This is a genomic window from Gordonia sp. IITR100, assembly GCF_002009645.1.
In the GTDB taxonomy this organism is placed as follows: Bacteria; Actinomycetota; Actinomycetes; order Mycobacteriales; family Mycobacteriaceae; genus Gordonia; species Gordonia hongkongensis.
Genome location: NZ_MVKV01000028.1, coordinates 1 through 19,986 on the forward strand (window position 1 = coordinate 1; position 19,986 = coordinate 19,986).

Genomic DNA, 19,986 nt, shown 5'->3' on the forward strand with positions numbered 1-19,986 from the left:
TCACCAGGATCCCAGCCCACCAGGCAAACCCGCTCACCCCACACCGAAACGACGCCGACTATTTCAGCAGTCTCCTAATCCGAGAGAATCGCATAACCCCTGCTCCCTGAGGTGCGAGGAGCGCAAGCGACGAGCCACGAAGGGCTGGCGACCCATCTCGCCAGGACCCTTCGTGACGGCCTCCGCAAGCTCCGGCCTCCTCAGGGAGCAGAGGTTTTTTCGAAGTCCACGACGGCCGCGAGGCCGCAGATACTGAGGGCCAGGGTCACACCCCGGCGTCCAGCAGTCGGTTCGCCCCGGCGACCAGCGCGTGGACGTTCGCCTCGTCGCTGCTCGCGCCCTCACCGACGGCCCAGGCCTGCCGGCCGTCGTGCTCGCACAGCAGGAACGTCGTGACCAGGCCGTCGACGACCCGCTGGTGCAGCCGGACGATCTGAACCGGGGCGCCGACGTCGTAGAGGATCGAGGTCATCGCACCGACGGGGCCGGCGGCGACGGCGCTGCGGGACATGATGCGGTCGGCGATCGCGAGCGTCGCGCGGCACTCGACCAGGTCGCCCGAGCACGGGACGGCAGAGAAGGAGCCCAGCCGGATCGTGCCGCCACGGGAGTACTCGTCGGTGAATTGCTGCCAGGTCATCCCGGCGGCCTCCTCGTGCATCCCAGGGGGAAGCGGGCGGCCGAAACGTGCGGCGAAGTGGTCGCCACTGTGCCGGTCGTCGCGCTCGGTCCACGAACAGGATCGACGAGGTAGATGAAGAGGGTGCATCTCGAAAACCGATTTCGGTCGAAGAACGGATGACCGACTGGAGAGCGCAACCGACCCGCAGCGGGGGGTCGGTCAGATTCAGACCCCGCTGCGGCGGGTTACGAGAACGCTCGTGATGCACAACATGATCGGTCCACCATAGACCCGCGACACCGACCGGGCAAACGTGTTTCCGCCAGGGGAACCGCTAGAGCATCCCGGCGAGGTCGGTGGCTGCGGCGGCCGGGTCGTCGGCCGCGGTGATGGCCCGCACGACGACGATGCGCCGCGCCCCGAGCGCGGTGACCTCCCCGACGCGGCCGGCGTCGATCCCGCCGATGGCGAACCACGGCTTGGCTGATTGTGTTGCGGCCGTTGAGGACACGAGGTTGAGGCCGGCGGCGGCGCGGCCCGGTTTGGTGGGCGTGGTCCAGCACGGACCGACGCAGAAGTAGTCGACGTCGTCGTCGGCGATCGCGGCGGCAGCCTGCTCGGGGTCGTGGGTCGAGGCGCCGATGAGGACGTCCGGTCCGACGATCCGGCGGGCCGCCGACGGCGACAGGTCGCCCTGTCCGACGTGCAGGACATCGGCCCCGGAGAGCGCCGCGACGTCGGCCCGGTCGTTGACCGCGAGCAGGGCACCATGCGCGTCGGCGACCGTCCGCATGCCCGCGAGGATCTCGAGTTCCTCGCCCGCCTCCAAGGTCCCGAATTCGCGCTCGCCCGGCGAGTTCTTGTCGCGCAGCTGCACGATGTCGACGCCGCCCGCGAGCGCCGCGTCGACGAAGTCGAGCAGGTCACCGCGTTCGCGGCGGGCGTCGGTGCACAGGTACAGGCGGGCCGTGGAGAGCCGCCGGCGACGGTCCGTCGCGGAGCCGGGGTCCGTCGACGCGGAGCTGGTGCGGTTCGGGGTCGTCACGCCGACCAGGCTAACCGGACCCCCGACGCCCCGGCGTAGGGTGGATCGCACGAACACACGGGAGTCCGGATCGGCCGGGCTGAGAGTGCGGACAGATTCCGCTGACCGTCGAACCTGATCCGGGTCATTCCGGCGAAGGAAGGTGATTCCCAACGTGGATTCCCCACCGCAGCGCCCTGCCCACCGCGCCCTGACGGTCGTCGGGGGCGGTGTCATCGGGCTGACCTGTGCGCTCACCGCGGCCGACGCCGGATGGCGGGTTCGCGTCCTCGACGCCGGCACCGACGAGCGCGCGTCCTGGGTCGCCGGCGGCATGCTCGGTTCACTCGGCGAGGGTCATCCCGGCGAGGACGCGTCCCTGGCCCTCTCGGTCGAGTCGGTCCGGCTGTGGCCGGCGCTCGTGAAGCGGCTCGACGACCCGGGTGTCGTCACCGCCACCGACTCGCTGTTCGTCGCGGCCTCGGCCACCGACATCGAGTACCTGCGGCATCTCGCCGATTTCGTCTGGGCCGGGCAGCCCGCCACCGATGCCGCGCTGCAGTCGGTGACCGGCCGCGACATCCGGACCCTGGAACCGTCGCTGAGCTCTCGACTGGTCGGTGGCTACCGCGCGGTCGGCGAGTGGTCCGTCGACAACCGGCGGCTGCTCGAGGCGTTGCGCGCCGCCGCGACGTCGGCGGGTGCCGAGTTGGTCTCCGCGCGCGTCGAATCCCTGGCCGATCTCGACGACCTCGGTTCCGACACCCAGATCCTGCTCGCCGCCGGACTCGGCACCGCGGCCCTCTGGCCGGGTGTGCACCTGCATGCGGCGAAGGGGGAGATCCTTCGCCTGCGCCGCACGCGCTGGTCGGTGCCGCCGCCCGGTCACGTCGTCCGGGCACGCCTCCACGGGCGGGCCGTGTACCTGGTGCCGCGCGAGGGCGGAGTCGTCGTCGGCGCCACCCAGTACGAGGCCGAGGGGATTGCCGACCGCGCGCCGCAGGCCGGCGGGGTCGCGGATCTGCTCGCCGACGCGATCGAGGTCTTCCCCGGGCTGCGGACCTACGAACTGACCGAAGCGGGGGCCGGTCTGAGGCCGTGCACCGCGGACGGATTGCCGATCGTCACCCGTGTGGACACACGAACGGTCGTGGCGACCGGGCACGGGCGCAACGGGATCGTCCTCGCGCCGGGCACCGCCGCCCGCGTGTTGTCGATTCTGGAAGGAGCAGAGGAATGAGTATCACCGCGAACATCACCGTCAACGGCAAGAGCGTCGATGTCGGCGCCGACACGTCGGTGCGCGACGTCGTCATGGGGCTGGGGTTGCCGGACCGGGGGATCGCGGTCGCGGTGGACGGCGCGGTCGTCCCGCGCGGCCGCTGGGACCGGCACACGATGACCGACGGTGCCGTCGTCGAGATCGTCACGGCGGTGCAGGGTGGCTGAGCTCGCCGATCTGAAGCCCGACGCCTCGCGGACCGAGCAGAGGTCCGGCGACGAGACGATCCCGGATGCGGACCATCTGCGCATCGCCGGTCGCGACTTCTCGTCGCGACTCATCACCGGTACCGGCGGCGCGTCGAATCTCGCGACCCTGGAACGCGCGCTGGTCGCGTCGGGGACCGAGTTGACCACCGTCGCGGTTCGGCGCGTCGACGCGGCCTCGGGCACCGGGGTCTTCGATCTGCTGCGCCGGCTCGACATCGCCGTTCTGCCCAACACCGCGGGCTGTCACACCACCGCCGAGGCGGTCCTGACCGCCCAACTGGCGCGCGAGGCGTTCGAGACCGACTGGGTGAAGCTCGAGGTGGTCGCCGACGAACGCACCCTGATGCCCGACGCCATCGAACTCGTCGACGCCGCGGCCGCACTGGTGGCCGACGGTTTCGTCGTGCTGGCCTACACCAACGACGATCCGGTCCTGGCCGCGCGACTCGCCGATCTCGGGGTGGCGGCGGTGATGCCCCTCGGGTCGCCCATCGGGACCGGACTCGGAATCCTCAACCCGCACAACATCGAGATGATCGTCGACGACTGCCACACCCGCTTCGACGACCCGCTGCCGGTCATTCTCGACGCGGGCATCGGGACGGCGAGCGACGCGGCTCTTGCGATGGAACTCGGTTGCGACGGCGTGCTTCTGGCCACGGCGGTCACCCGGGCGGAGAACCCCGAGCTGATGGCGACGGCGATGCGGCACGCGGTGGCCGGGGGCCGACTGGCCGCGCGCGCCGGCCGGATCCCCAAGCGCTTCTGGGCGCACGCGTCCTCGCCCGGGCGCGACCGGGACTGACGCGCGATCCCGCGACCGGCCATCCGAACGACAGACCGGGCCGCTCCGGATTCGGCGGCTATGGTCGAGGCGTGTTGCAGGTAGCGAATCTGACGAAGGACTTCGGCGGTCAACGCGCGGTCGACGACCTCACCTTCGAGGTGGGGCCGGGACGGGTCACCGGTTTCCTGGGCCCCAACGGTGCGGGTAAGTCGACGACCATGCGGATGATGCTCGGACTCGACCGCCCGACATCGGGCACGGCGACGATCAACGGGCAGCGCTACCGGGACCTCGAGCATCCGCTGCGGCAGGTCGGTGCGCTGCTCGACGCCCGGTGGGTGCATCCCAATCGCAGTGCGCGGTCCCACTTGCGGTGGCTCGCGGCGAGCAACCGGATCCCGGCCGCCCGCGTCGACGAGGTGCTCGAGACGGTCGGGCTCACCTCGGTGGCCAAGAAGCGCGCCGGCGGCTTCTCGCTCGGTATGTCGCAGCGGCTCGGGCTGGCGGGTGCCCTGATCGGCGACCCGCACACACTGCTGTTCGACGAGCCGGTCAACGGCCTCGACCCGGAGGGCATCGTGTGGATCCGCGGGTTCATGCGCAAGCTCGCCGCGGAGGGGCGGACGGTGTTGGTGTCGAGCCATCTGCTCACCGAGATGTCGCTCACCGCAGACCATCTCGTCGTCATCGGGCGGGGCCGGCTGATCGCCGACTGTTCGGTGGCGGAGTTCACCGGGCGGGCCCGGCAGTCGGTGCGGGTGCGCGGCCCGCAGCTCGAACAGTTGCACGCCGCGCTCGCGGCGGCGGGGCTGAATCCCGCGCCGGGTGACCCGGATGCCCACGGGCGCCCGGTGATGCGCGTGCCGGACACCACGACCGATCGGGTCGGCGACCTCGCCGCCGCCGCGGGCATCACCCTGCACGAACTCGCCGCCGAGTCGGCGTCACTGGAAGAGGTCTTCATGTCGATGACGGCGCACGCCGTCGACTACACCGCCGTCGACAACCGCGCCGTCCACGACCCCGCCGTCCACAACCCCGACGCCCACAACCGGGCCGTCGGGAACCACGGGGGAGTGAACCGGTGATCGCCGCGATCAACGCCGAACGGATCAAACTCGCCAGCACCCGGTCGCCGTACTGGTGCCTCGGCGTCGTCGTGGTGCTGGGCCTGGGCTTCGCGGTGCTGCTCGGCGCCATCGCCGGCGGTTCCTACGGCAGTCCCGGTGAGACCGACGCCCTGACCGACGACTTCCTGCTCGGCGTCAACCAGTTCGGGGTCGCGGTGCTCGCGATCATGGCGATCCTGGGCGTGACCACCGAGTACCGCTTCGGCACGATCCGACCGACGTTCGCGGCGATCCCGCGTCGGCCCCAGGTCCTCCTCGCGAAAGCGGTCGTGTTCGGCGGACTCTCGTTCGCGGTGGTGGCCATCGTGTCCGTCGTCGCGGTCGTGGCGGCGCAGGTGCTCGCCGGCGTCGGAGTCTCGCTCACCGGGCCCGAGACCGTCCGGCATCTCTGGGGCACGCCGGTTTTCGCGATGCTGTGCGCGCTGATCGGCCTCGCGGTGGGCGCGCTGGTGCGGCATTCGGCGGGTGCGGTGGCGATCGTGCTCGTCTGGATGCTGGCCCTCGAGCGCATCGTGTCGGTGCTCCCGCGCGTGGGTGAGCACATCGTGTCGTTCCTGCCGTTCCTGAACGGGTGGAACTTCCTCGCCGGCGGGAGCGACACGTTCCACTGGAACGCCTACGGTTCGTTGGCCTACTTCGCGGGCTTCACGATCGTGTTGCTGGCGGCCGCAGTGGCCGTGACCAATGCCCGGGATGCGTAGTTCGCGGATTTTCTTCCGCCGATGTCAAATCCGGAATTAGCCGCGTGTCGACAGGGCCATCCGGTCGGACCACATTGGTGCTTCCGGGCGGCCCATTGTAGGGCCCGGCAGACTAAAATTCGCGGTTATGTCCACGAATTGGCCGCTCGTCGAGCGCGATCGGGAGTTCCGCACGATCCAGGCGGCCCTCAGGGGTGAGACGACCGGCTGTGGGGTGGTCCTGACCGGTGACTCCGGCGTGGGCAAGACGACCCTCGCCCGGCACGTCACCGCCGAGTTGCCGACCGGGGTGCGCTGGGTGGCGGGCACCGAGTCCGCGCGCTCGATCCCGCTCGGTGTGTTCGCGCATCTCGTCGGTCCGGCGACGTCGAGCGATCCGGTCACCTACCTTGCGGCGGCCCGTGAATCGCTCCTCGCCGACGGCGATGTCGTGATCGGGGTCGACGACGCCCACCTGCTCGACGAACTGTCGGCGACGCTGCTGCATCAGCTCGCGATCGACCGTGCGGTGCACATCGTCGCGACGGTCCGCAGCGGCGAGACCGTCCCGGATGCAGTGACCTCGCTGTGGAAGGACAATCACCTCACGCGGATCACGTTGTCGCCGTTCACCAAAGAGCAGAGCGTCGACCTCATCGAGTCGGTGATCGGCGGGCAGCTCGAGGAGCATTCGGCCGATCGCATGTGGGAGGCCTCCGGTGGGAACGCCCTGTTCCTACGGCATCTCGTCGACGGTGCGCGGCAGGCCGAGACGCTGCGGCAGGTCAACGGCGTGTGGCAGCTACGCGGACGCGCCGCCATCACCTCGGAGCTGGCATCGCTGCTCGAGGGGCGGATAGAGCAACTCGACGCGCCGGTCCTCGGGGCCCTCAAATACCTCAGTCTGTGCGAACCCCTCGACATCGACGTCCTCGCCGAGCTCGCCGGCGAAGAAGCCGTCGAAGAGGCGGAGATCGCCGGGCTGGTGCGCATCACCCGCGACGGGCGGCGCCTCGACGTCGCCTTCCACCACCCGCTGTTCGGTGAGGTGATCCGGCGCCGCCTGGGTCTCGTGTCGTCGCGGCGGCTGCGCGGCCGGCTCGTCGAGGCGTTGCAGTCACGGCCCACGAACACCCCGGCCGAGCGGATTCGGCTCGCCGATCTCGCGATCGAGAGCGACGTGGAGATCGACCTCGCGCTGGTACGGACCGCCGCCCGCGACGCCCTGAACCTGGCGCAGACGCCGCTCGGCGAGCGTTTCGCGCGGGCGGCGCTCGACGAGGGCGGCGGCCTCGAGGAGGCCGAGCTGCTCGCGCGGGCGGTCATGTGGCAGGGGCATCCGGACGAGGCGCGGGACATCCTGTCTCGCTTCTCGCCCGACGATCTCGACGAGGGTCGGCTCGTGCTGTGGGGCAATTCGATCATCGGCAACACGTTCTGGGCTCTGGGCGACGCCGATCGGGCCGACGAGATCCTGCGGTTGCTGACCGAGCGGGTCACCCACCCGGCACTCACGCCGATCGTCACCGGGATCGCCTCGGCGTGCGCACTCTTCGAGAACCGGATCGACGAGGCGATCACGCTGTCCGACACCGTCCTCGCCGAATCCAGGGCGCTGCCGTGGGCGGTGGAGTGGGCGGTCTTCGGTGGCAGCCTGGCCCGTGCGGTCGCCGGTCGGGGAGCGGAGGTCGGGGCGCTGGCCGAACACTCGCGCGAGGTCGAGGTGGACGGATTGCTCCGGTTCCCCACCGGTTTCGGCGAGACCCTCGCACTGACCCTCACCGGCCGGCTCGACGACGCGGACGGCGCCGCGGGGCGTTTCGTGTCCGCCGCACAGACCGCGCAGTATCTGGGCTGGGCGATGTCCGGGATACTGGTCGCCGCAGTCGAACTCGCCCGCGGATCGTGCGCCTCGGTGACCCGGCGGATGGAACAGACCCTCGCCATCCTCGACAGCGGCCGGTTCTCCGAGTCCTGGAACTTCCCGGCCCACATCTTCCTGGTGCAGGCCCTGAGTGCGCTGGGACAGGCCGATCGTGCCGCGGCCGCGCTGGCCAAGGCGCGGAAACGTTCCGGCAAGCATGTGGCCGTCTTCGGGCCCATGCTCGCCATCGCGGCGGCCTGGCAGTCGGCGGCCGCCGGAACCGTCACGCCCGCCGTCGAACTCGCGCACTCCGCGGCCGAGTCCGCCCGTGCCGCCGGTCAGTTCGCGGTGGAGGCCGAGGCCCTGCACACCGCCGCCCGGTTCGGGGACGGCGGCGTCGCCGACCGGCTCACCGAACTGGCCGAGCGCGTCGACGGTCCGCTCTCGGATCTGTACGCGCGCCACGCCGCGGCGCTCCGCGACGGCGATGCTGTCGAACTCGATCTGTGCTCGACGGCGTTCGAGGACTCCGGGGTGTGCCTGTCCGCCGCGGACGCGGCCGCGCAGGCCAGTGTCCTGCACGACGCGGCGGGCAGACGGTCCGCGACCGTGGCGTCGGCCGCGGTGGCGAACCGACTCGCGTCGCAGTGCGGTGGCCTGCGGACGCCGGCGCTGATCTCGGCCGCGCAACCGTTGCCGTTGACGTCGCGCGAGCGGGAGATCGCCAACCTCGCGGCGGCGGGCCTGTCCAACAAGGACATCGCGCAGCGACTCACCGTCTCGGTCCGCACCGTCGAAGGGCATCTGTTCCGCGCCTACACCAAGCTGGATGTGGGTGACCGTGCCGAGCTTGCCGAGCTACTCCTCAAAGACCAGCGAAAGCCCGGCTGAAAACCACCCGTAGGAAACGGACAGTCGACGACAGGTCGCCGGTGCCGCTCGGGCGGGTGGTTTTCTGTGGGTATTCGACGGCTCAGTCGCCCGGCCGGCTGAGCGCCGCGATCACCTCGTCGTCGTCCACCTGGGTGAAGTCGTCGTAGGACAGGCCGACGGCACGGAACGGTTCCGGCGTCACGAGGACGACCACGTCGTCGGCGCCCCGATCCCGCAGTCGCTGAATCGAATCGGAGGGTGCCGTGGGTACCGCCACCACCACGTGGGTGGCGCCGGCGGACCGGACGGAGTCGACCGCGACGGCCATGCTCGACCCGGTGGCGAGACCGTCGTCGACCAGGATGACCGTTCGGCCGCCGAGCTCGGTGCTGGGACGGCCACCGCGGTAACGACGTTCGCGGTCGTCGAGGATGCGCCGCTGTCGATCGGCGGCCTCGTCGAACTCGCTGCGGGACACCCCGAGTCGACGCGGAATGTCGTCGTTGACCACCAGGTGGTGCGCGGTGAGCGCGCCCATGGCGAACTCCTCGTGGCCGGGCGCCCCGATCTTGCGCACCACCAGCACGTCCATCGCGCATCTATCTGTCGACGCCGCGATGGCGTCGGCGACCTCGCGGGCGACCGGAACCCCGCCGCGCGCGAGTCCCAGGACGACAGGTTCTGTTGTACCGGCCTCCGGAATGCCGGCGCCGTACCGGACTTCGACGACCCGCGCACCCAGCAACCGACCCGCCTCGCGGCGGTCGGCGAAGATGCGGGCGCGCATGGGCAGGCCTCAGACCTGCACTGCGGGACCGACCTTCAGTGCGAAGCTCGGCACGTCGGCGAGCCCGACGGTGGCCTCGTACGTGCGGTCGTAACCAGTGCTGCTGATCCGCCATCCGTCTGCGGTGCGGCGGTAGGTGTCGTCGTAGAACGCCGCCCCGATGAGCATGAAGGAGAACTCGGCGACGATGACCCGGTCCTGCAGGTACCAGCGTCCGCGTGCGGTGTCCCCGTCGATCTCGATCTCCGGGTGCGCGACACGATGTTCGGTGATGACTGCGGGACCGACGTTCTCGCGCATGTAGCCGACCAGCTCGTTCCGATTCGAGAAGGCCAGGCTCTCACCGTAGTTACCGGTGACGTCCTCGGTGAGCGTCGACTCGAACGTCGTCCAGTCCTTGGTGTCGAGCGATCGCAGGTAGCGATACTTGAGGCTCTCGATCGCCCGCAGGTCCTCGAAGCCGCCGGCGGGCGCGCTCACTTCGTCCTCGTTCCCGGCAGGATTCCGGCATCGATGACGGCTTTCACGACCGGTCTCGTCCGGGTGAGGAGGTCGTCGGTGCCGGCCCAGATGGCTTCTCCGACAGCATCGGTGGTGGCCTCGATGTCGTCGTACGTCGCCGCGCCGGCGGGCGTGAGCCGGTGCCCGTCCTCAACGCGCTCGGCCAGTCCGGCATCGACGAGACGGTCTACGCTTTCCTCCCACTCCTGTTCGGACCAGCCGCGGGTCATCAGCACGATGCGCTTGCCCAGGGTACGACGACGAACCGTGGGGCCGGGAAGCTGCGACTCGTGGAAGACGGCCGCGTCGAAGCCGTTCAGGCCGTTGAGCGCGAGCGCCGCGATGTGGTTGTCCCCGCGCCACTCTCGGAGAATCGCGATGGCGTGCCACAGACGTAGGCGCGCGGTGTCCGGTCGCGGGGCCGTCGACCACGCGGCAGCGAGCGGGCGTCCGCCGAGCGGGAGCCGGGCCGCCAGATCGTAATAGGCGGAGGCGAGTTCGTCGAGGAGGGAGTCGTCGATGGAGTCGCCCAGGATCTCTTGCAGCGAGTCGTCGAGCATCTGATTGCGTCGTTCGTGGACCCGGTCGAGCCCGGCGTCGACGGCGGCAGTCCAGCCCTTGGCGATCAGTTCGTGATTGAAGTTGTAGAAGGCGGAGGCGACGACCGAGGCCGCGCACGGACCGAACGGCGCTCCGCGTGCACCGACGTAGAAGGCGTAGGGATCGAGCCCGGTGTCTGCCTGCGCGCCTTTCAGTCCCGGGTTGAAGTAGGCCAGGATGTGGAAGGGTTCGAGGGTTTCGTAGGCGAGCCGGGCAGCGGAGCCCGTGCTGGTCGATGTCATCAACCCACCCTCTCCATCAGCGGGTCGGGTGTCAACCACCTGCGATGACGAGAGCGGGAGCGTCAGGTGCGCCGGGAGTCCCGGCTGTCGAAGACGGGGTCGTCGGTGGTCCACAGATCGGCATCCGCGACCTCGGGATCGGCGTCTGCCGGGGATGCTCCCTGCTCCTCGTCGGAGGCGGGTTCTTCGCGGCCACGGCGCCACCCGCCTTTCATGGGCGGTGCCTCGCCGAGGTGATCCGGGTCGACCGAGCCGTACCAGGCGACCAGTACGGCACCGACGACGGCGCCGACGAAACCGAGGATGGCCAGCCAGCCGAGTCCGGGTTTGGCCGTGTCGTCGAGGAAGACGACCCCGACCAGGCTCGGGCCGGCCGTCTCGCCGACCACGAGCACCGCGGTCACCCCGTTCACCGCGCCGAGCTGCAGGGCGACGGTCTGGACGTAGAAGCCCACCGCGCCCGCGGCGGCGATGGTCCAGGCGGCCGGATCGGTCAGCAGCGCCACGGGATCGAACGGCTGGACTCCGTCGAGGATGCGCACGGCGATGGCGATGATGCCGAACAGCAGACCCGCCGACGCGCCGCCGACGATGGCGCCCGCCGGACCGAGGTTGTAGACGCCCACCAGAGCAAGAGCGCAGAGGGCGAGCGTCGCGACGAACAGACCCCAGTGGAATCCGACCTCTTCTCCGCCGCCGGTGTGATGGGCCGACGCCACGCCGAGTAGGCAGAGCGACATCACGACCAGCCAGATGGCGACCCATTCCCGCGTGTGCAGGGCGATGTTGAGGATGATCGTGCCGAGCAGGGCGGTGATGACCAGGTTGGCCGACACGATGGTCTGCGAGAGGAACAGCGGTAGGAACCGGGCAGCGAGGGCGCCACCCGCGAAGCCGAGGACGACCAGCGTCGTGCCGAGGATGAAGGCCGGATCGACCAGCGTCGACATCGTGGACGAGAGGGTCGGTGCGCCGTTCTCTGTGGTGATGCCCTCACCCTCGTCGGCAGCGGCTTCTGCCACGCGGCGGGCGCCGAGCGCGCGCAAGACCGTGGACATCCCATAGGCGACTGCGGCGAGGCACGCGGCGATGACGCCGATGACGAACAGCTGCATGCCTCCTCCAACTCGGCCCGGATGAGCCTCGACAGGCTCGGACCGACGACCACCCCGACTGCGTACGCACGCGATCGGCCCGGGCCGCACCAGCGCTGCTCCGCAACTGCTGTTCCGCAACCGGAAGCGAAGCACCCGGACCGGCCGATCGTGCAAAAAACTAACAGGGTGAACCGACAGGACGGTACTGAATATTCCCGACTTGACCGAATTTCTTCGCAGGCCGTCCGGCTTCCGTGCTCAGGGCCCGTCGGCACTACACTCGCTCGGGTGAACAGCGCCGGACAAACCCATGTACTGATCACATTCGGCAGATCGTTCCTCACCCTGGAACTCGCGCGGCTCATGGCCGCGGCGGGTCACCGGGTGAGCATCGTCGACTCCATCCCGGTCGGGATCGGCCGATTCTCCAACGCGGTGAGCGACTTTCACCGCGTGCCCCCGCCGAAGTTCGAGCCGCTCGCATATTGCCCGCCTGCACAACAAGTACGACTTCCAGGAGCTGCTCGTCGAACTCGGAATCCCGACACGCAAGTTCGCGCGGGTCTCCGGACCCGAGGACGTCGGATCGCTCGATTTCACCACGCCGTTCGCGCTCAAACACTGCTATTCGCGGGGGTCGCAGAAGGTTCACAAGGTGGCTCCCGGCGATCCGCTCACCTGGCTCGAACACGATGAGCAGAACCCGTGGATCGCACAGGAGTGGGCCTCGGGGAACAACTTCTGCACGTATTCGGTCTGCCACGAGGGTCGCGTCTACGCCCACGCCACCTATCCGGTGGACTACGCCATCGACGGCAGTTCGTGCCTCAACTTCCGGTCCGTGGACCATCCGCGGATCGCCCGGTGGGTCAGCGATTTCGTTCGCCGGGTGAACTTCACCGGCCAGATCGGCTTCGACTTCATCGAGGACCGGAACGGTGGCGGCGACCTGTTCTGCATCGAGTGCAACCCGCGCGCCACGAGCGGGATCATGATGTTCACGCCCGAGGACGGCGTCGATCGCGCGTTCCTCGGGACCTGGGATCCCGCCGACGGACCGATCACGCCCGGCTCGGGCGTGGACAAGATGATCGGGCTGGGCATGCTGCTCTACGGGTGGCGTCCGTCGTCGCGCAAGGACCGGACCCTGCGCGACTTCGTCCGCGACTTCCGCGGCGCGTCCGATGTCGTCAGCAGTCCGGGCGACCAGAAGCCCGCGCTGATGCTCCCGTTCGCCTATGCCGGGATCCTGCGCAGCTGCCTCAAGTACCGGGTCGGGCTGGCGGAGGGTTTCATGCACGATCACGAGTGGGACGGCCTCCGCATCAGCCTGTGACACCAGTCGCGGATTCGGCCCTTAGGGATGGGGACGGCGCCGACGCCGAGGCGTAGAATCTCCAGTCACCATCACCTGCGTGTTGACCCCATCCGCAGGGTTGTCCGGGGGGACTCGAGCTCGAGGGGAGCTGCTCATGAACATGTCCGGGATCATGCGTCGTACGTCTGTCGGGGTGGCCGCTGTCGGTGCCGTCTGCGCGATCGGACTGGCCACCGCGCCGGCCGCCTCCGCAGCGCCGGCGCCGGTGCAGCCGGTGCAGGCCGTCGGTTCGGTGGCGATCTGCTTCGGCATCCCCATCGGGCCGGTGACCATCAGCGTCTGCCTCTGATCTGATTAAACGGGAGTCCGTGACCATTTCGTGCCGGAGCGTCCCGATCCCCGGCCCGATGGCGCTCGCGCACGTACGATTCCCCGATGACGTCGACAACGGCCGAGGTCGAGGCGGGGACGGCTCCCAAGCGGGCGAAGGCGATCCTGGTCGCGCTGATCCTGGTCGCCGGGGTGGCCAACATCAATCTCGCGGTGGCGAATGTCGCGCTACCCGACATCGGCAAGGCGCTCGACGCGAGCTCGACTCAGTTGAATCTGGTCGCGGTCGGTTACTCGCTGGGCCTGGCGGCGTCGGTGCTCTACTTCGGCGCGCTGGGAGATCGGCACGGGCGCAAGCGGATGCTGGTCATCGGCATGTGCCTGTCGATCCCGGCGTCGCTCGTCGCCGGTTTCGCGCCCAACGTCGAGGTCCTGTTCGGTGCTCGTCTGGTGGGCGGCATCGCCGCGGGCCTGGCCTTCCCGACCACCCTCGCGGTGATCACCGCACTGTGGTCGGGGCCGAAACGGGTCCGGGCGATCGCCGCGTGGTCGGCATTCGGCGGTGCGATCTCGGCGCTGGGACCGGTCCTGTCCGGGGCACTCCTCGAGATCCTGGCCTGGCACTCGGTGTTCCTGGTGACCCTGCCGCTCGCCGTCGTCGCGCTGATCGCGGCGTGGCGGCTGGTGCCCGACGACAACGGCGACCAGGCGGCGGTGGTCGACAACCTGGGCGGCGTCGTGTCCATCGTGATGGTGGGCTCGCTGGTGCTGGCGATCAACTTCGCCCCGAATTCCGATCAGCGACTGCAGGTCTACATCCTGGCCGCGATCGCGCTGCTGGCAGGGGCGGGTTTCGTCTGGCGGCAGCTTCGTGTGCGGGTGCCGCTCTTCGACCTGCGGATCGCGGCCCGACGCACCTTCTGGGTCGCGGCGGTCGGTGGGCTGATCGTGTTCGGCACGCTCATGGGCGCGATGTTCATCGGCCAGCAGTACATGCAGAACGTGCTCGGCTATTCGACGCTGGCGGCCGGCGCCACGATTCTCCCGGCGGCGGCCGCCATGATCATCGTGGCCCCGCGCTCGGCCAAACTCGTGCAGAGCATGGGGTCGCGGTTCACGTTGCTGTCCGGTTATGCCTTCATCGTCGTCGGCCTGGTGCTCGCGATGCTCACCTGGGATGAGGACGCCCACTTCTGGCATGTCGGCCTCGTCTACGTCCTCGTCGGGGTGGGAGTCGGTCTCGCCGGCACCCCGGCGTCGCAGTCGCTGACCGGTTCGGTGCCGGTGCAGCGCGCGGGCATGGCATCGAGCATGTCCGATCTGCAACGCGACCTCGGTGGCGCGATCCTGCAGTCCACCCTCGGCGCGATCCTCACCGCGGGTTACGCGAAGCAGTTGCAGAACACGATCTCCGGTTCGCCGCAGGCCGATCAGGTCACCGAACAGACCGAAGCCGCGCTGACGAAGTCGTTCTCGAGTGCCGAGGTCCTGGCCGAACGCTATCCGCAGTACGCCGATCAGATCATCGCCGCGGCCCGCGACGCCTTCGTACAGGGCGACAAGAACGCCTACGGCGCGGCGGCCGCCATCGTGGTGGTGGGTGCGGCGGTGGTGTTCTTCTTCTACCCCAAACACGAGGCGGAGCGAACGGCGATGGCGGAGTACGCGAAACAGCGCAGCCTCTGAGTCGCCGACTCAGCCAGCACTTATCCGACCAGCACTGGCCGACGGCGGTGAGTCGAATGCCGCCAACAACATTCGTGCCGCCATCGCGATGAGCGAGGTCCGGTCGGCGTCGCGGGGTCGTTGCAGGGCTATGCGCAGGCACAGACTCGCGGTCGCACCCATGGTGAGGAACACCAGTTCGTCGATCGCCTGATCGTCGAGGTCGGGCCTCATCCGCGACGGCAGGATCCGCGCCAGCGGGAGGAGCGGTCCCTCGACCTCGGCCCAGGCGTCGCCGAAGCCGTGTTCCCCGATCTCGAGCGAGGCGCGCAGGACCGGCGCATGTGACTCGAATGACGACACGAGGGTCTCGACCACCGTGACCATCGCGGTGTCCGGTTGCTGATCCATCGCCCGGCCGATCCCGCTCGCGAGGGTGGCGGTGATGTCGTGAACGGCGGCGAGGCGCAGTTCTTCGACGATCGCGTCCATGTCGGCGAAGTAGCGGTACACCGTCCCGATGCTGACGTGCGCGTGGTCGGCGAGTTCGGCGGTGGTGGGCCGTCGGCCGGGACGACGCTCCAGGAGTGTGAGCGCCGACGTGAGGAGGCGCTGCCTCATCTCACGACTGCGCTGCTGCTTGGGTGCCTTGCGTCGTTGCGATGCGGTGGTTTTGGGAGTTGTCGACGATGCCATCAAAAGTGAATCGTAAGTGAGGATTGCTCGTGTTCTCATGGATCCATGGAACGGAGCGCACCTGCCGACCTCGTGAACACCGACCTCGCCGTGCAGCGGTTCGGGACGGCCGGCCGTCACTGGCTCGATCAGATGTGGATCGCCGACCCGCTCGCCGACGCCGTGGCCGCCGACCGGCAACCCGGCGGCCCGACCACGACAGTGCTGCGGGCGGCGCTGAAGAACGGCATCGACTCGGTCGACGACGCGACCGACTCGTTGCGCGCGCTCTTCGAGTTCCTCGATGACGAGCCCGACTGGGTCGATCATGATCGGATGAATCGCGCGGCCGACGCGCTGGTCGTCAACACCGCACCGCTGGGCATCGTGCTCGGCGCGGCATCGCTGGTCCGCGGGGCGGGAAACACGATCGCGGGCAAGCCACTCGCGGTCACCGGGCGTTACGTGTCCCAGCCGGCGGTGCGATCGGTGGAGGTCGGTGAATGGCTGGGGCAGGTACTGACGCCCGGCGGGATGCGCCGTGGCGGTGACGGTTTCGCGTACACGGTGCGGGTCCGGATGATCCACGCACATGTCCGGTCCATGCTGCTCGCGCGCGGAGACTGGGACGAGACCGCGTGGGGCGTGCCGATCCCGCAGCCGTACATGGCGTTCACGATCGCCGAGTTCGGGCACATCGCGATCGACGCGATGCACAAGTTGGGGGTGCGGTTCACCGACCGCGAGCTCGACGACATCTATCACCTGTGGCGGTACGTGGGGCATGTGGTCGGGATGAGCCCCGAGCTCAACCCGGTCTGCGAGGCCGACCACGTCCGGATCGAAGAGCTCTATCGGCTGACCTCGCCGGGGCCGGGTCCCGACGACCGGGATTTCGTGGTCGCGTTGACCGACGACTATCTGGTGCCCGAACTGGCCGCGGTGTTCCCGGGGCCGCAGGCCCTGCGACGCCGGCTGGCCACGAAGACCATGCACGGACTGCAGCGGGTATTCATCGGTGACGCCGACGCCGACGCGCTCGGCATCCCCGACGGCCGGTTCAAACATCTGCTGAGACGGGTCGGACCGGTTCTCGCGGTGGCGGATTCGGCGCAGCGGGTCGGCGGCGCCCGCCGGGCACGAGCACGCGTCGAGAAGTACTACCGCGCACGGGATGTCGCCATGGCGCGGATGCGGGAGGACTACCGCGTCACCCACGACCTCGTCGACGCGGCGCCCGGCCCGCAGGCCGCCGCTCAGCCGTCGAATCGGCTCGCGGCCGTGACGTCCTCGGTCAAGCAGTAACTGACCGACAGCGGCTGTGTGAAGGCCCATTTCGTCTCGTCCTCGGTGCAGGTGAGGGAGTCCGCACCGCGGCTGACGGTCTTGGCGAGGATGGTGCTCTCCGCGGGGGAGGCGTCGCACGCGACCTCGCGGTAGTCGGCGAGTTTGCCGCCGCCGATCGGGATCTGGTAGCAGGTGTCGACGGCGAAGTTGGGTGTGAGGCAGAGCTTCTGGTCGCCTTCGCCGAAGGTGAGCGCGGACGTGTTGGGGGTGCCGCACTCCGCCGACGTGCTGACCTTGTCGGCCGCGTAGAAGGTGAGCCCCTCGGTTCCCTCGCACTCGGCCTTGGTCGCCTCGACTTTGCCTTCGCCGGCTTCGGCACCGATCTGCAGGCACTCGCCCACGTCGATGTCGGAGGCCTCTTCGATCGACTGCGTGCCGACGCTGACGCTGCAGGCCGCGAGCGCGGAGAAGCCCACGCAGGCGGCGATGACCACCGCACGCCGGCCCAGCTGCCAGAGGGGCTTGTCCACGGACGGCACGTCGCCGCCGGACTCGGCAATCCGATCGTCGGAGGGGTGCGAATAGCTGGCGGTGCTGCGCGACATCGTGGTTCCTATCGTCTGGAGTGGGCGGGTGCCCGGTTTCGGCGGCTCATCGTGGTGTTCGGGTGATGAACGACAGGATGTCGCCGGGCGCTTGGTGCGAACTTGGGGTCGACTTGTCCGGCCCTTGAGAGGGCCGTCCAAGTCGGGAGCGTGTAGCGGCGGCGAGAGGAGAGCCGATGTCAGGTCCGTCCGGCGATGTCGTCCGCGTGGTGCTGCCGCATCAGTTGTTCGAGTCGCACCTCGACGCGGAGCCCGGCACCCGTTTCGTCCTCGTCGAACACGATCTGATGTTCCGGCAGTACCGGTTCCACGTGCAGAAACTCGTCCTGCACCGGGCGAGTATGCGCAGGTTCGCAGACCGGCTGCGGGACCGGGGTTTCGAGGTCGACGTGCTCGAGACCGACGCGGAGGAGTCCAGTCACGACCAGCTCGTGGAGTACCTGTCCCGCCGGGCCCCGGCGTCGGTTCACCTGTACGACGTCGTCGACGACTGGCTGACGGGCGACCTGCTGGCGGCCTTCCAGCACGCCGGGTGTCCACTCGCGGCCGACGACATCGCCGAGAGTCCGAACTTCCTCACCACCCGTTCGCAGATCCACGAGTTCTTCGCCGGCAAGCGACCGCGGATGCAGCAGTTCTACACCTGGCAGCGACGACGGCTCGGCATCCTCGTCGACGACGACGGCAAACCGGCGGGCGGTCGGTGGAGCTTCGACACCGAGAACCGTAAGAAACTGCCGAAGAACCGTGAGGTCCCGCAACCGACACCGCCGGCGCGACATACCGAGGTCGACGCCGCGATCGCCTGGGTGGCCGACGAGTTTCCCGACAACCCGGGCGACGCCGACGGTTTCGCCTGGCCCACCGCCCACGACGAGGCGCGGGCCATGCTCGAGCAGTTCCTGGCCGACCGGTTCGCGGAGTTCGGACCCTACGAGGATGCGATCAGCACCGAGCACCCGTTCGTCTTCCATTCGTTGCTGACGCCCGCACTCAACACCGGGCTCCTGAGCCCGCGAACGGTGCTGAGAAGGGCGCTGGAGGCCGGTGGACGTAACCGCGTCCCACTGGCCAGCGTCGAAGGGTTCGTGCGGCAGCTGATCGGCTGGCGAGAGTACATGCGGGCGTCGTACGAGACCCGCGGGCGTGTTCTCCGAAGCCGGAATCATCTGGGCCACGATCGCAAGCTGTCCGACGGGTGGTGGACCGCCGAGACCGGGCTCGAACCAGTCGATTTCGTCATCCGGCGGATTCTCGCCAACGGGTATGCCCACCACATCGAGAGACTGATGGTCCTGGGCAACGCGATGTGCCTGCTCCGCATCGACCCAGAGCAGATCTACGAGTGGTTCATGGAGATGTTCGTCGACGCGTACGACTGGGTGATGGTCCCCAACGTGTACGCGATGAGTCAGTTCGCGGCCGGTGAGGCGATCACCACCAAGCCCTACGTCTCGGGCAGCAACTATCTGAAGAAGATGTCGGACATACCGCCCGGCGACTGGACCGCCGACTGGGACGGGCTGTACTGGACGTTCGTTCGCGACCACCGGGACGTCTTCGAGGCCAATGCGCGGTCGAACTTCCTCGCCCGGGCCTACGACCGGTTGCCCGCGGCGACGAAGGCGGGCCACAGCCGGCGTGCCGGCCGCTGGCTGGGGTGACCGCCCCGGTCCTGAGCGCGCCCGTGTCGACCGCCGGTCACGGGTTCAGCGCCGCCCGAGCGATTCGTCGAGAGCGCGCAGCTGGTCCGCGCGGACGTCGCGGAGCACGGCGAGGGTCGCGGTGATCGCGAGGTCGCAGGCCTCGTCGACGCCGGCGCCGTCGACGATCAGCGCGCGGTGGGCGACGTCGAGGCTCATCCCCAGCAGGAGCGACGCGAGGGTGTCGGCACTGGCCGCGATCCGCGCGCCGCGTTCGGCGTAGTTCTGGCGTAGGCGTGCGGCGATACGGGGTTCGAGTGCGGCGTACAACCGGCGGTCACTGCCGCCCTCCCGGTGGCCGATGAGGACACGCAGACCTGCCGGGTGGCGTCGGGCGTAGTCGAACAGGGCCTGCACCGAGTAGCGGGCGCGGGCACCGTACGGCATGTCCTCACTCGCGTCGTACACCTCGAACATGAACGAGGTGAACGTGTCGAGCTCGCGGGTCATCACCCGGTTGACCAGCTCGTCGCGGGACCCGAAGTGTGCGTAGAGGGTGACCCGGGTGGTGCCGCCGCGTTCGGCGATGGCGGTCATCGTGGTGCGCTCGGCACCGACCTCGGCGATGACTGCGCATGCGGCGTCGAGCAACTCGTCGTCGGTGGGCCGGTTGCGCGTGTTGCGTGCCGCTCGTGCGACGCCGGCATCCGTCCGCCCCGGATCGTCTGCGTCCCCGATGGCCACGTCGTCCCGGTTCCGTCGTCT

The 19,986-nt window shown here is 69.3% G+C and carries 19 protein-coding genes, 1 pseudogene and 1 riboswitch; of the genes and pseudogenes, 11 read left to right on the forward strand and 9 right to left on the reverse strand.

The annotated features are described in order from the left end of the window. Positions 1-265 precede the first annotated feature (265 nt). Entirely contained in the window at positions 266-640 is a 375-nt protein-coding gene (locus B1818_RS23085; protein ID WP_068970964.1) for a hypothetical protein, read from the reverse strand. A 316-nt stretch (positions 641-956) separates the two neighbouring features. Continuing rightward, the gene (gene thiE, locus B1818_RS23090; protein ID WP_078114146.1) at positions 957-1,667 is read right to left on the reverse strand and encodes a thiamine phosphate synthase; all 711 of its coding nucleotides are present in this window, start codon (positions 1,665-1,667) and stop codon (positions 957-959) included. A 48-nt stretch (positions 1,668-1,715) separates the two neighbouring features. Continuing rightward, positions 1,716-1,825, forward strand: a riboswitch (TPP riboswitch). Here thiE and thiO point away from each other — a divergent pair. The 6 genes from thiO to B1818_RS23120 all read left to right on the forward strand — a co-directional run bounded on the left by thiO (position 1,822) and on the right by B1818_RS23120 (position 8,489). Next, positions 1,822-2,886, forward strand: coding sequence for a glycine oxidase ThiO (gene thiO / locus B1818_RS23095; protein WP_078114147.1), 1,065 nt, complete (start codon positions 1,822-1,824; stop codon positions 2,884-2,886). Its footprint overlaps the riboswitch before it by 4 nt. Then, complete coding sequence (gene thiS / locus B1818_RS23100) at positions 2,883-3,095, forward strand: sulfur carrier protein ThiS (protein ID WP_078114135.1); 213 nt, start codon at positions 2,883-2,885, stop codon at positions 3,093-3,095. The genes thiO and thiS overlap by 4 nt, the downstream gene beginning before the upstream one ends. A gap of 58 nt (positions 3,096-3,153) precedes the next feature. Then, a complete protein-coding gene (locus tag B1818_RS23105) occupies positions 3,154-3,942 on the forward strand; it encodes a thiazole synthase (protein ID WP_068970961.1) in 789 nt (262 codons plus the stop codon). Between the two features lie 71 nt (positions 3,943-4,013). Further along, complete coding sequence (locus B1818_RS23110; protein WP_254859864.1) at positions 4,014-5,012, forward strand: ABC transporter ATP-binding protein; 999 nt, start codon at positions 4,014-4,016, stop codon at positions 5,010-5,012. Then, positions 5,009-5,755, forward strand: coding sequence for an ABC transporter permease (locus B1818_RS23115; RefSeq protein ID WP_078114136.1), 747 nt, complete (start codon positions 5,009-5,011; stop codon positions 5,753-5,755). Before B1818_RS23110 ends, B1818_RS23115 begins: the two co-directional genes overlap by 4 nt. 127 nt (positions 5,756-5,882) lie before the next feature. After that, complete coding sequence (locus B1818_RS23120) at positions 5,883-8,489, forward strand: LuxR C-terminal-related transcriptional regulator (RefSeq protein ID WP_139363086.1); 2,607 nt, start codon at positions 5,883-5,885, stop codon at positions 8,487-8,489. 82 nt (positions 8,490-8,571) lie between these two features. Here B1818_RS23120 and B1818_RS23125 read toward each other — a convergent pair whose 3' ends face one another. The 4 genes from B1818_RS23125 to B1818_RS23140 all read right to left on the reverse strand — a co-directional run bounded on the left by B1818_RS23125 (position 8,572) and on the right by B1818_RS23140 (position 11,716). Further along, the gene (locus tag B1818_RS23125; protein WP_078114137.1) at positions 8,572-9,258 is read right to left on the reverse strand and encodes a phosphoribosyltransferase; all 687 of its coding nucleotides are present in this window, start codon (positions 9,256-9,258) and stop codon (positions 8,572-8,574) included. Positions 9,259-9,267: 9 nt separating this feature from the next. Continuing rightward, positions 9,268-9,738, reverse strand: a complete 471-nt coding sequence (locus B1818_RS23130; protein WP_078114138.1) for a nuclear transport factor 2 family protein — start codon at positions 9,736-9,738, stop codon at positions 9,268-9,270. Further along, on the reverse strand, positions 9,735-10,601 hold the full coding sequence (locus B1818_RS23135) for a hypothetical protein (RefSeq protein WP_078114139.1): 867 nt from the start codon (positions 10,599-10,601) through the stop codon (positions 9,735-9,737). Before B1818_RS23135 ends, B1818_RS23130 begins: the two co-directional genes overlap by 4 nt. A gap of 62 nt (positions 10,602-10,663) precedes the next feature. Further along, complete coding sequence (locus B1818_RS23140) at positions 10,664-11,716, reverse strand: hypothetical protein (RefSeq protein ID WP_078114140.1); 1,053 nt, start codon at positions 11,714-11,716, stop codon at positions 10,664-10,666. 270 nt (positions 11,717-11,986) lie between these two features. Between B1818_RS23140 and B1818_RS23145 the strand changes: the two are divergent. The 3 genes and pseudogenes from B1818_RS23145 to B1818_RS23155 all read left to right on the forward strand — a co-directional run bounded on the left by B1818_RS23145 (position 11,987) and on the right by B1818_RS23155 (position 15,032). After that, positions 11,987-13,034, forward strand: a pseudogene (locus tag B1818_RS23145) (carboxylate--amine ligase). A 136-nt stretch (positions 13,035-13,170) separates the two neighbouring features. After that, positions 13,171-13,365 (forward strand): hypothetical protein, encoded by a 195-nt coding sequence (locus tag B1818_RS23150; protein ID WP_058249613.1) that lies wholly within the window; start codon positions 13,171-13,173, stop codon positions 13,363-13,365. 86 nt (positions 13,366-13,451) lie between these two features. Beyond that, on the forward strand, positions 13,452-15,032 hold the full coding sequence (locus B1818_RS23155) for an MFS transporter (RefSeq protein WP_058249614.1): 1,581 nt from the start codon (positions 13,452-13,454) through the stop codon (positions 15,030-15,032). Between the two features lie 9 nt (positions 15,033-15,041). Here the strand turns inward: B1818_RS23155 and B1818_RS23160 are convergent, their stop codons facing one another. Then, positions 15,042-15,632, reverse strand: a complete 591-nt coding sequence (locus B1818_RS23160) for a TetR/AcrR family transcriptional regulator (RefSeq protein WP_058249615.1) — start codon at positions 15,630-15,632, stop codon at positions 15,042-15,044. A 120-nt stretch (positions 15,633-15,752) separates the two neighbouring features. Between B1818_RS23160 and B1818_RS23165 the strand changes: the two genes are divergently transcribed. Further along, positions 15,753-16,991, forward strand: coding sequence for an oxygenase MpaB family protein (locus B1818_RS23165; RefSeq protein WP_078114141.1), 1,239 nt, complete (start codon positions 15,753-15,755; stop codon positions 16,989-16,991). Here the strand turns inward: B1818_RS23165 and B1818_RS23170 are convergent. Next, on the reverse strand, positions 16,943-17,578 hold the full coding sequence (locus B1818_RS23170; RefSeq protein WP_058249616.1) for a hypothetical protein: 636 nt from the start codon (positions 17,576-17,578) through the stop codon (positions 16,943-16,945). The two genes, B1818_RS23165 and B1818_RS23170, sit on opposite strands and share 49 nt — an antisense overlap. A 176-nt stretch (positions 17,579-17,754) precedes the next feature. On the opposite strand from B1818_RS23170, the gene B1818_RS23175 reads away from it, so the two are divergent. Beyond that, entirely contained in the window at positions 17,755-19,242 is a 1,488-nt protein-coding gene (locus B1818_RS23175; protein ID WP_058249617.1) for a cryptochrome/photolyase family protein, read from the forward strand. A gap of 45 nt (positions 19,243-19,287) precedes the next feature. On the opposite strand, the gene B1818_RS23180 is transcribed toward B1818_RS23175, so the two are convergent. Further along, positions 19,288-19,965 (reverse strand): TetR/AcrR family transcriptional regulator, encoded by a 678-nt coding sequence (locus B1818_RS23180; RefSeq protein ID WP_058249618.1) that lies wholly within the window; start codon positions 19,963-19,965, stop codon positions 19,288-19,290. Positions 19,966-19,986: the final 21 nt, after the last annotated feature.

Bases quoted from the DNA above. Each gene is read 5' to 3' on its own strand.
- B1818_RS23085 (WP_068970964.1), bottom strand. From the start codon at position 640: ATGACCTGGCAGCAATTCACCGACGAGTACTCCCGTGGCGGCACGATC.
- thiS (WP_078114135.1), top strand. From the start codon at position 2,883: ATGAGTATCACCGCGAACATCACCGTCAACGGCAAGAGCGTCGATGTC.
- B1818_RS23120 (WP_139363086.1), top strand. From the start codon at position 5,883: ATGTCCACGAATTGGCCGCTCGTCGAGCGCGATCGGGAGTTCCGCACG.
- B1818_RS23125 (WP_078114137.1), bottom strand. From the start codon at position 9,258: ATGCGCGCCCGCATCTTCGCCGACCGCCGCGAGGCGGGTCGGTTGCTG.
- B1818_RS23135 (WP_078114139.1), bottom strand. From the start codon at position 10,601: ATGACATCGACCAGCACGGGCTCCGCTGCCCGGCTCGCCTACGAAACC.
- B1818_RS23140 (WP_078114140.1), bottom strand. From the start codon at position 11,716: ATGCAGCTGTTCGTCATCGGCGTCATCGCCGCGTGCCTCGCCGCAGTC.
- B1818_RS23150 (WP_058249613.1), top strand. From the start codon at position 13,171: ATGAACATGTCCGGGATCATGCGTCGTACGTCTGTCGGGGTGGCCGCT.
- B1818_RS23155 (WP_058249614.1), top strand. From the start codon at position 13,452: ATGACGTCGACAACGGCCGAGGTCGAGGCGGGGACGGCTCCCAAGCGG.
- B1818_RS23160 (WP_058249615.1), bottom strand. From the start codon at position 15,632: ATGAGGCAGCGCCTCCTCACGTCGGCGCTCACACTCCTGGAGCGTCGT.
- B1818_RS23165 (WP_078114141.1), top strand. From the start codon at position 15,753: ATGGAACGGAGCGCACCTGCCGACCTCGTGAACACCGACCTCGCCGTG.
- B1818_RS23170 (WP_058249616.1), bottom strand. From the start codon at position 17,578: ATGTCGCGCAGCACCGCCAGCTATTCGCACCCCTCCGACGATCGGATT.
- B1818_RS23175 (WP_058249617.1), top strand. From the start codon at position 17,755: ATGTCAGGTCCGTCCGGCGATGTCGTCCGCGTGGTGCTGCCGCATCAG.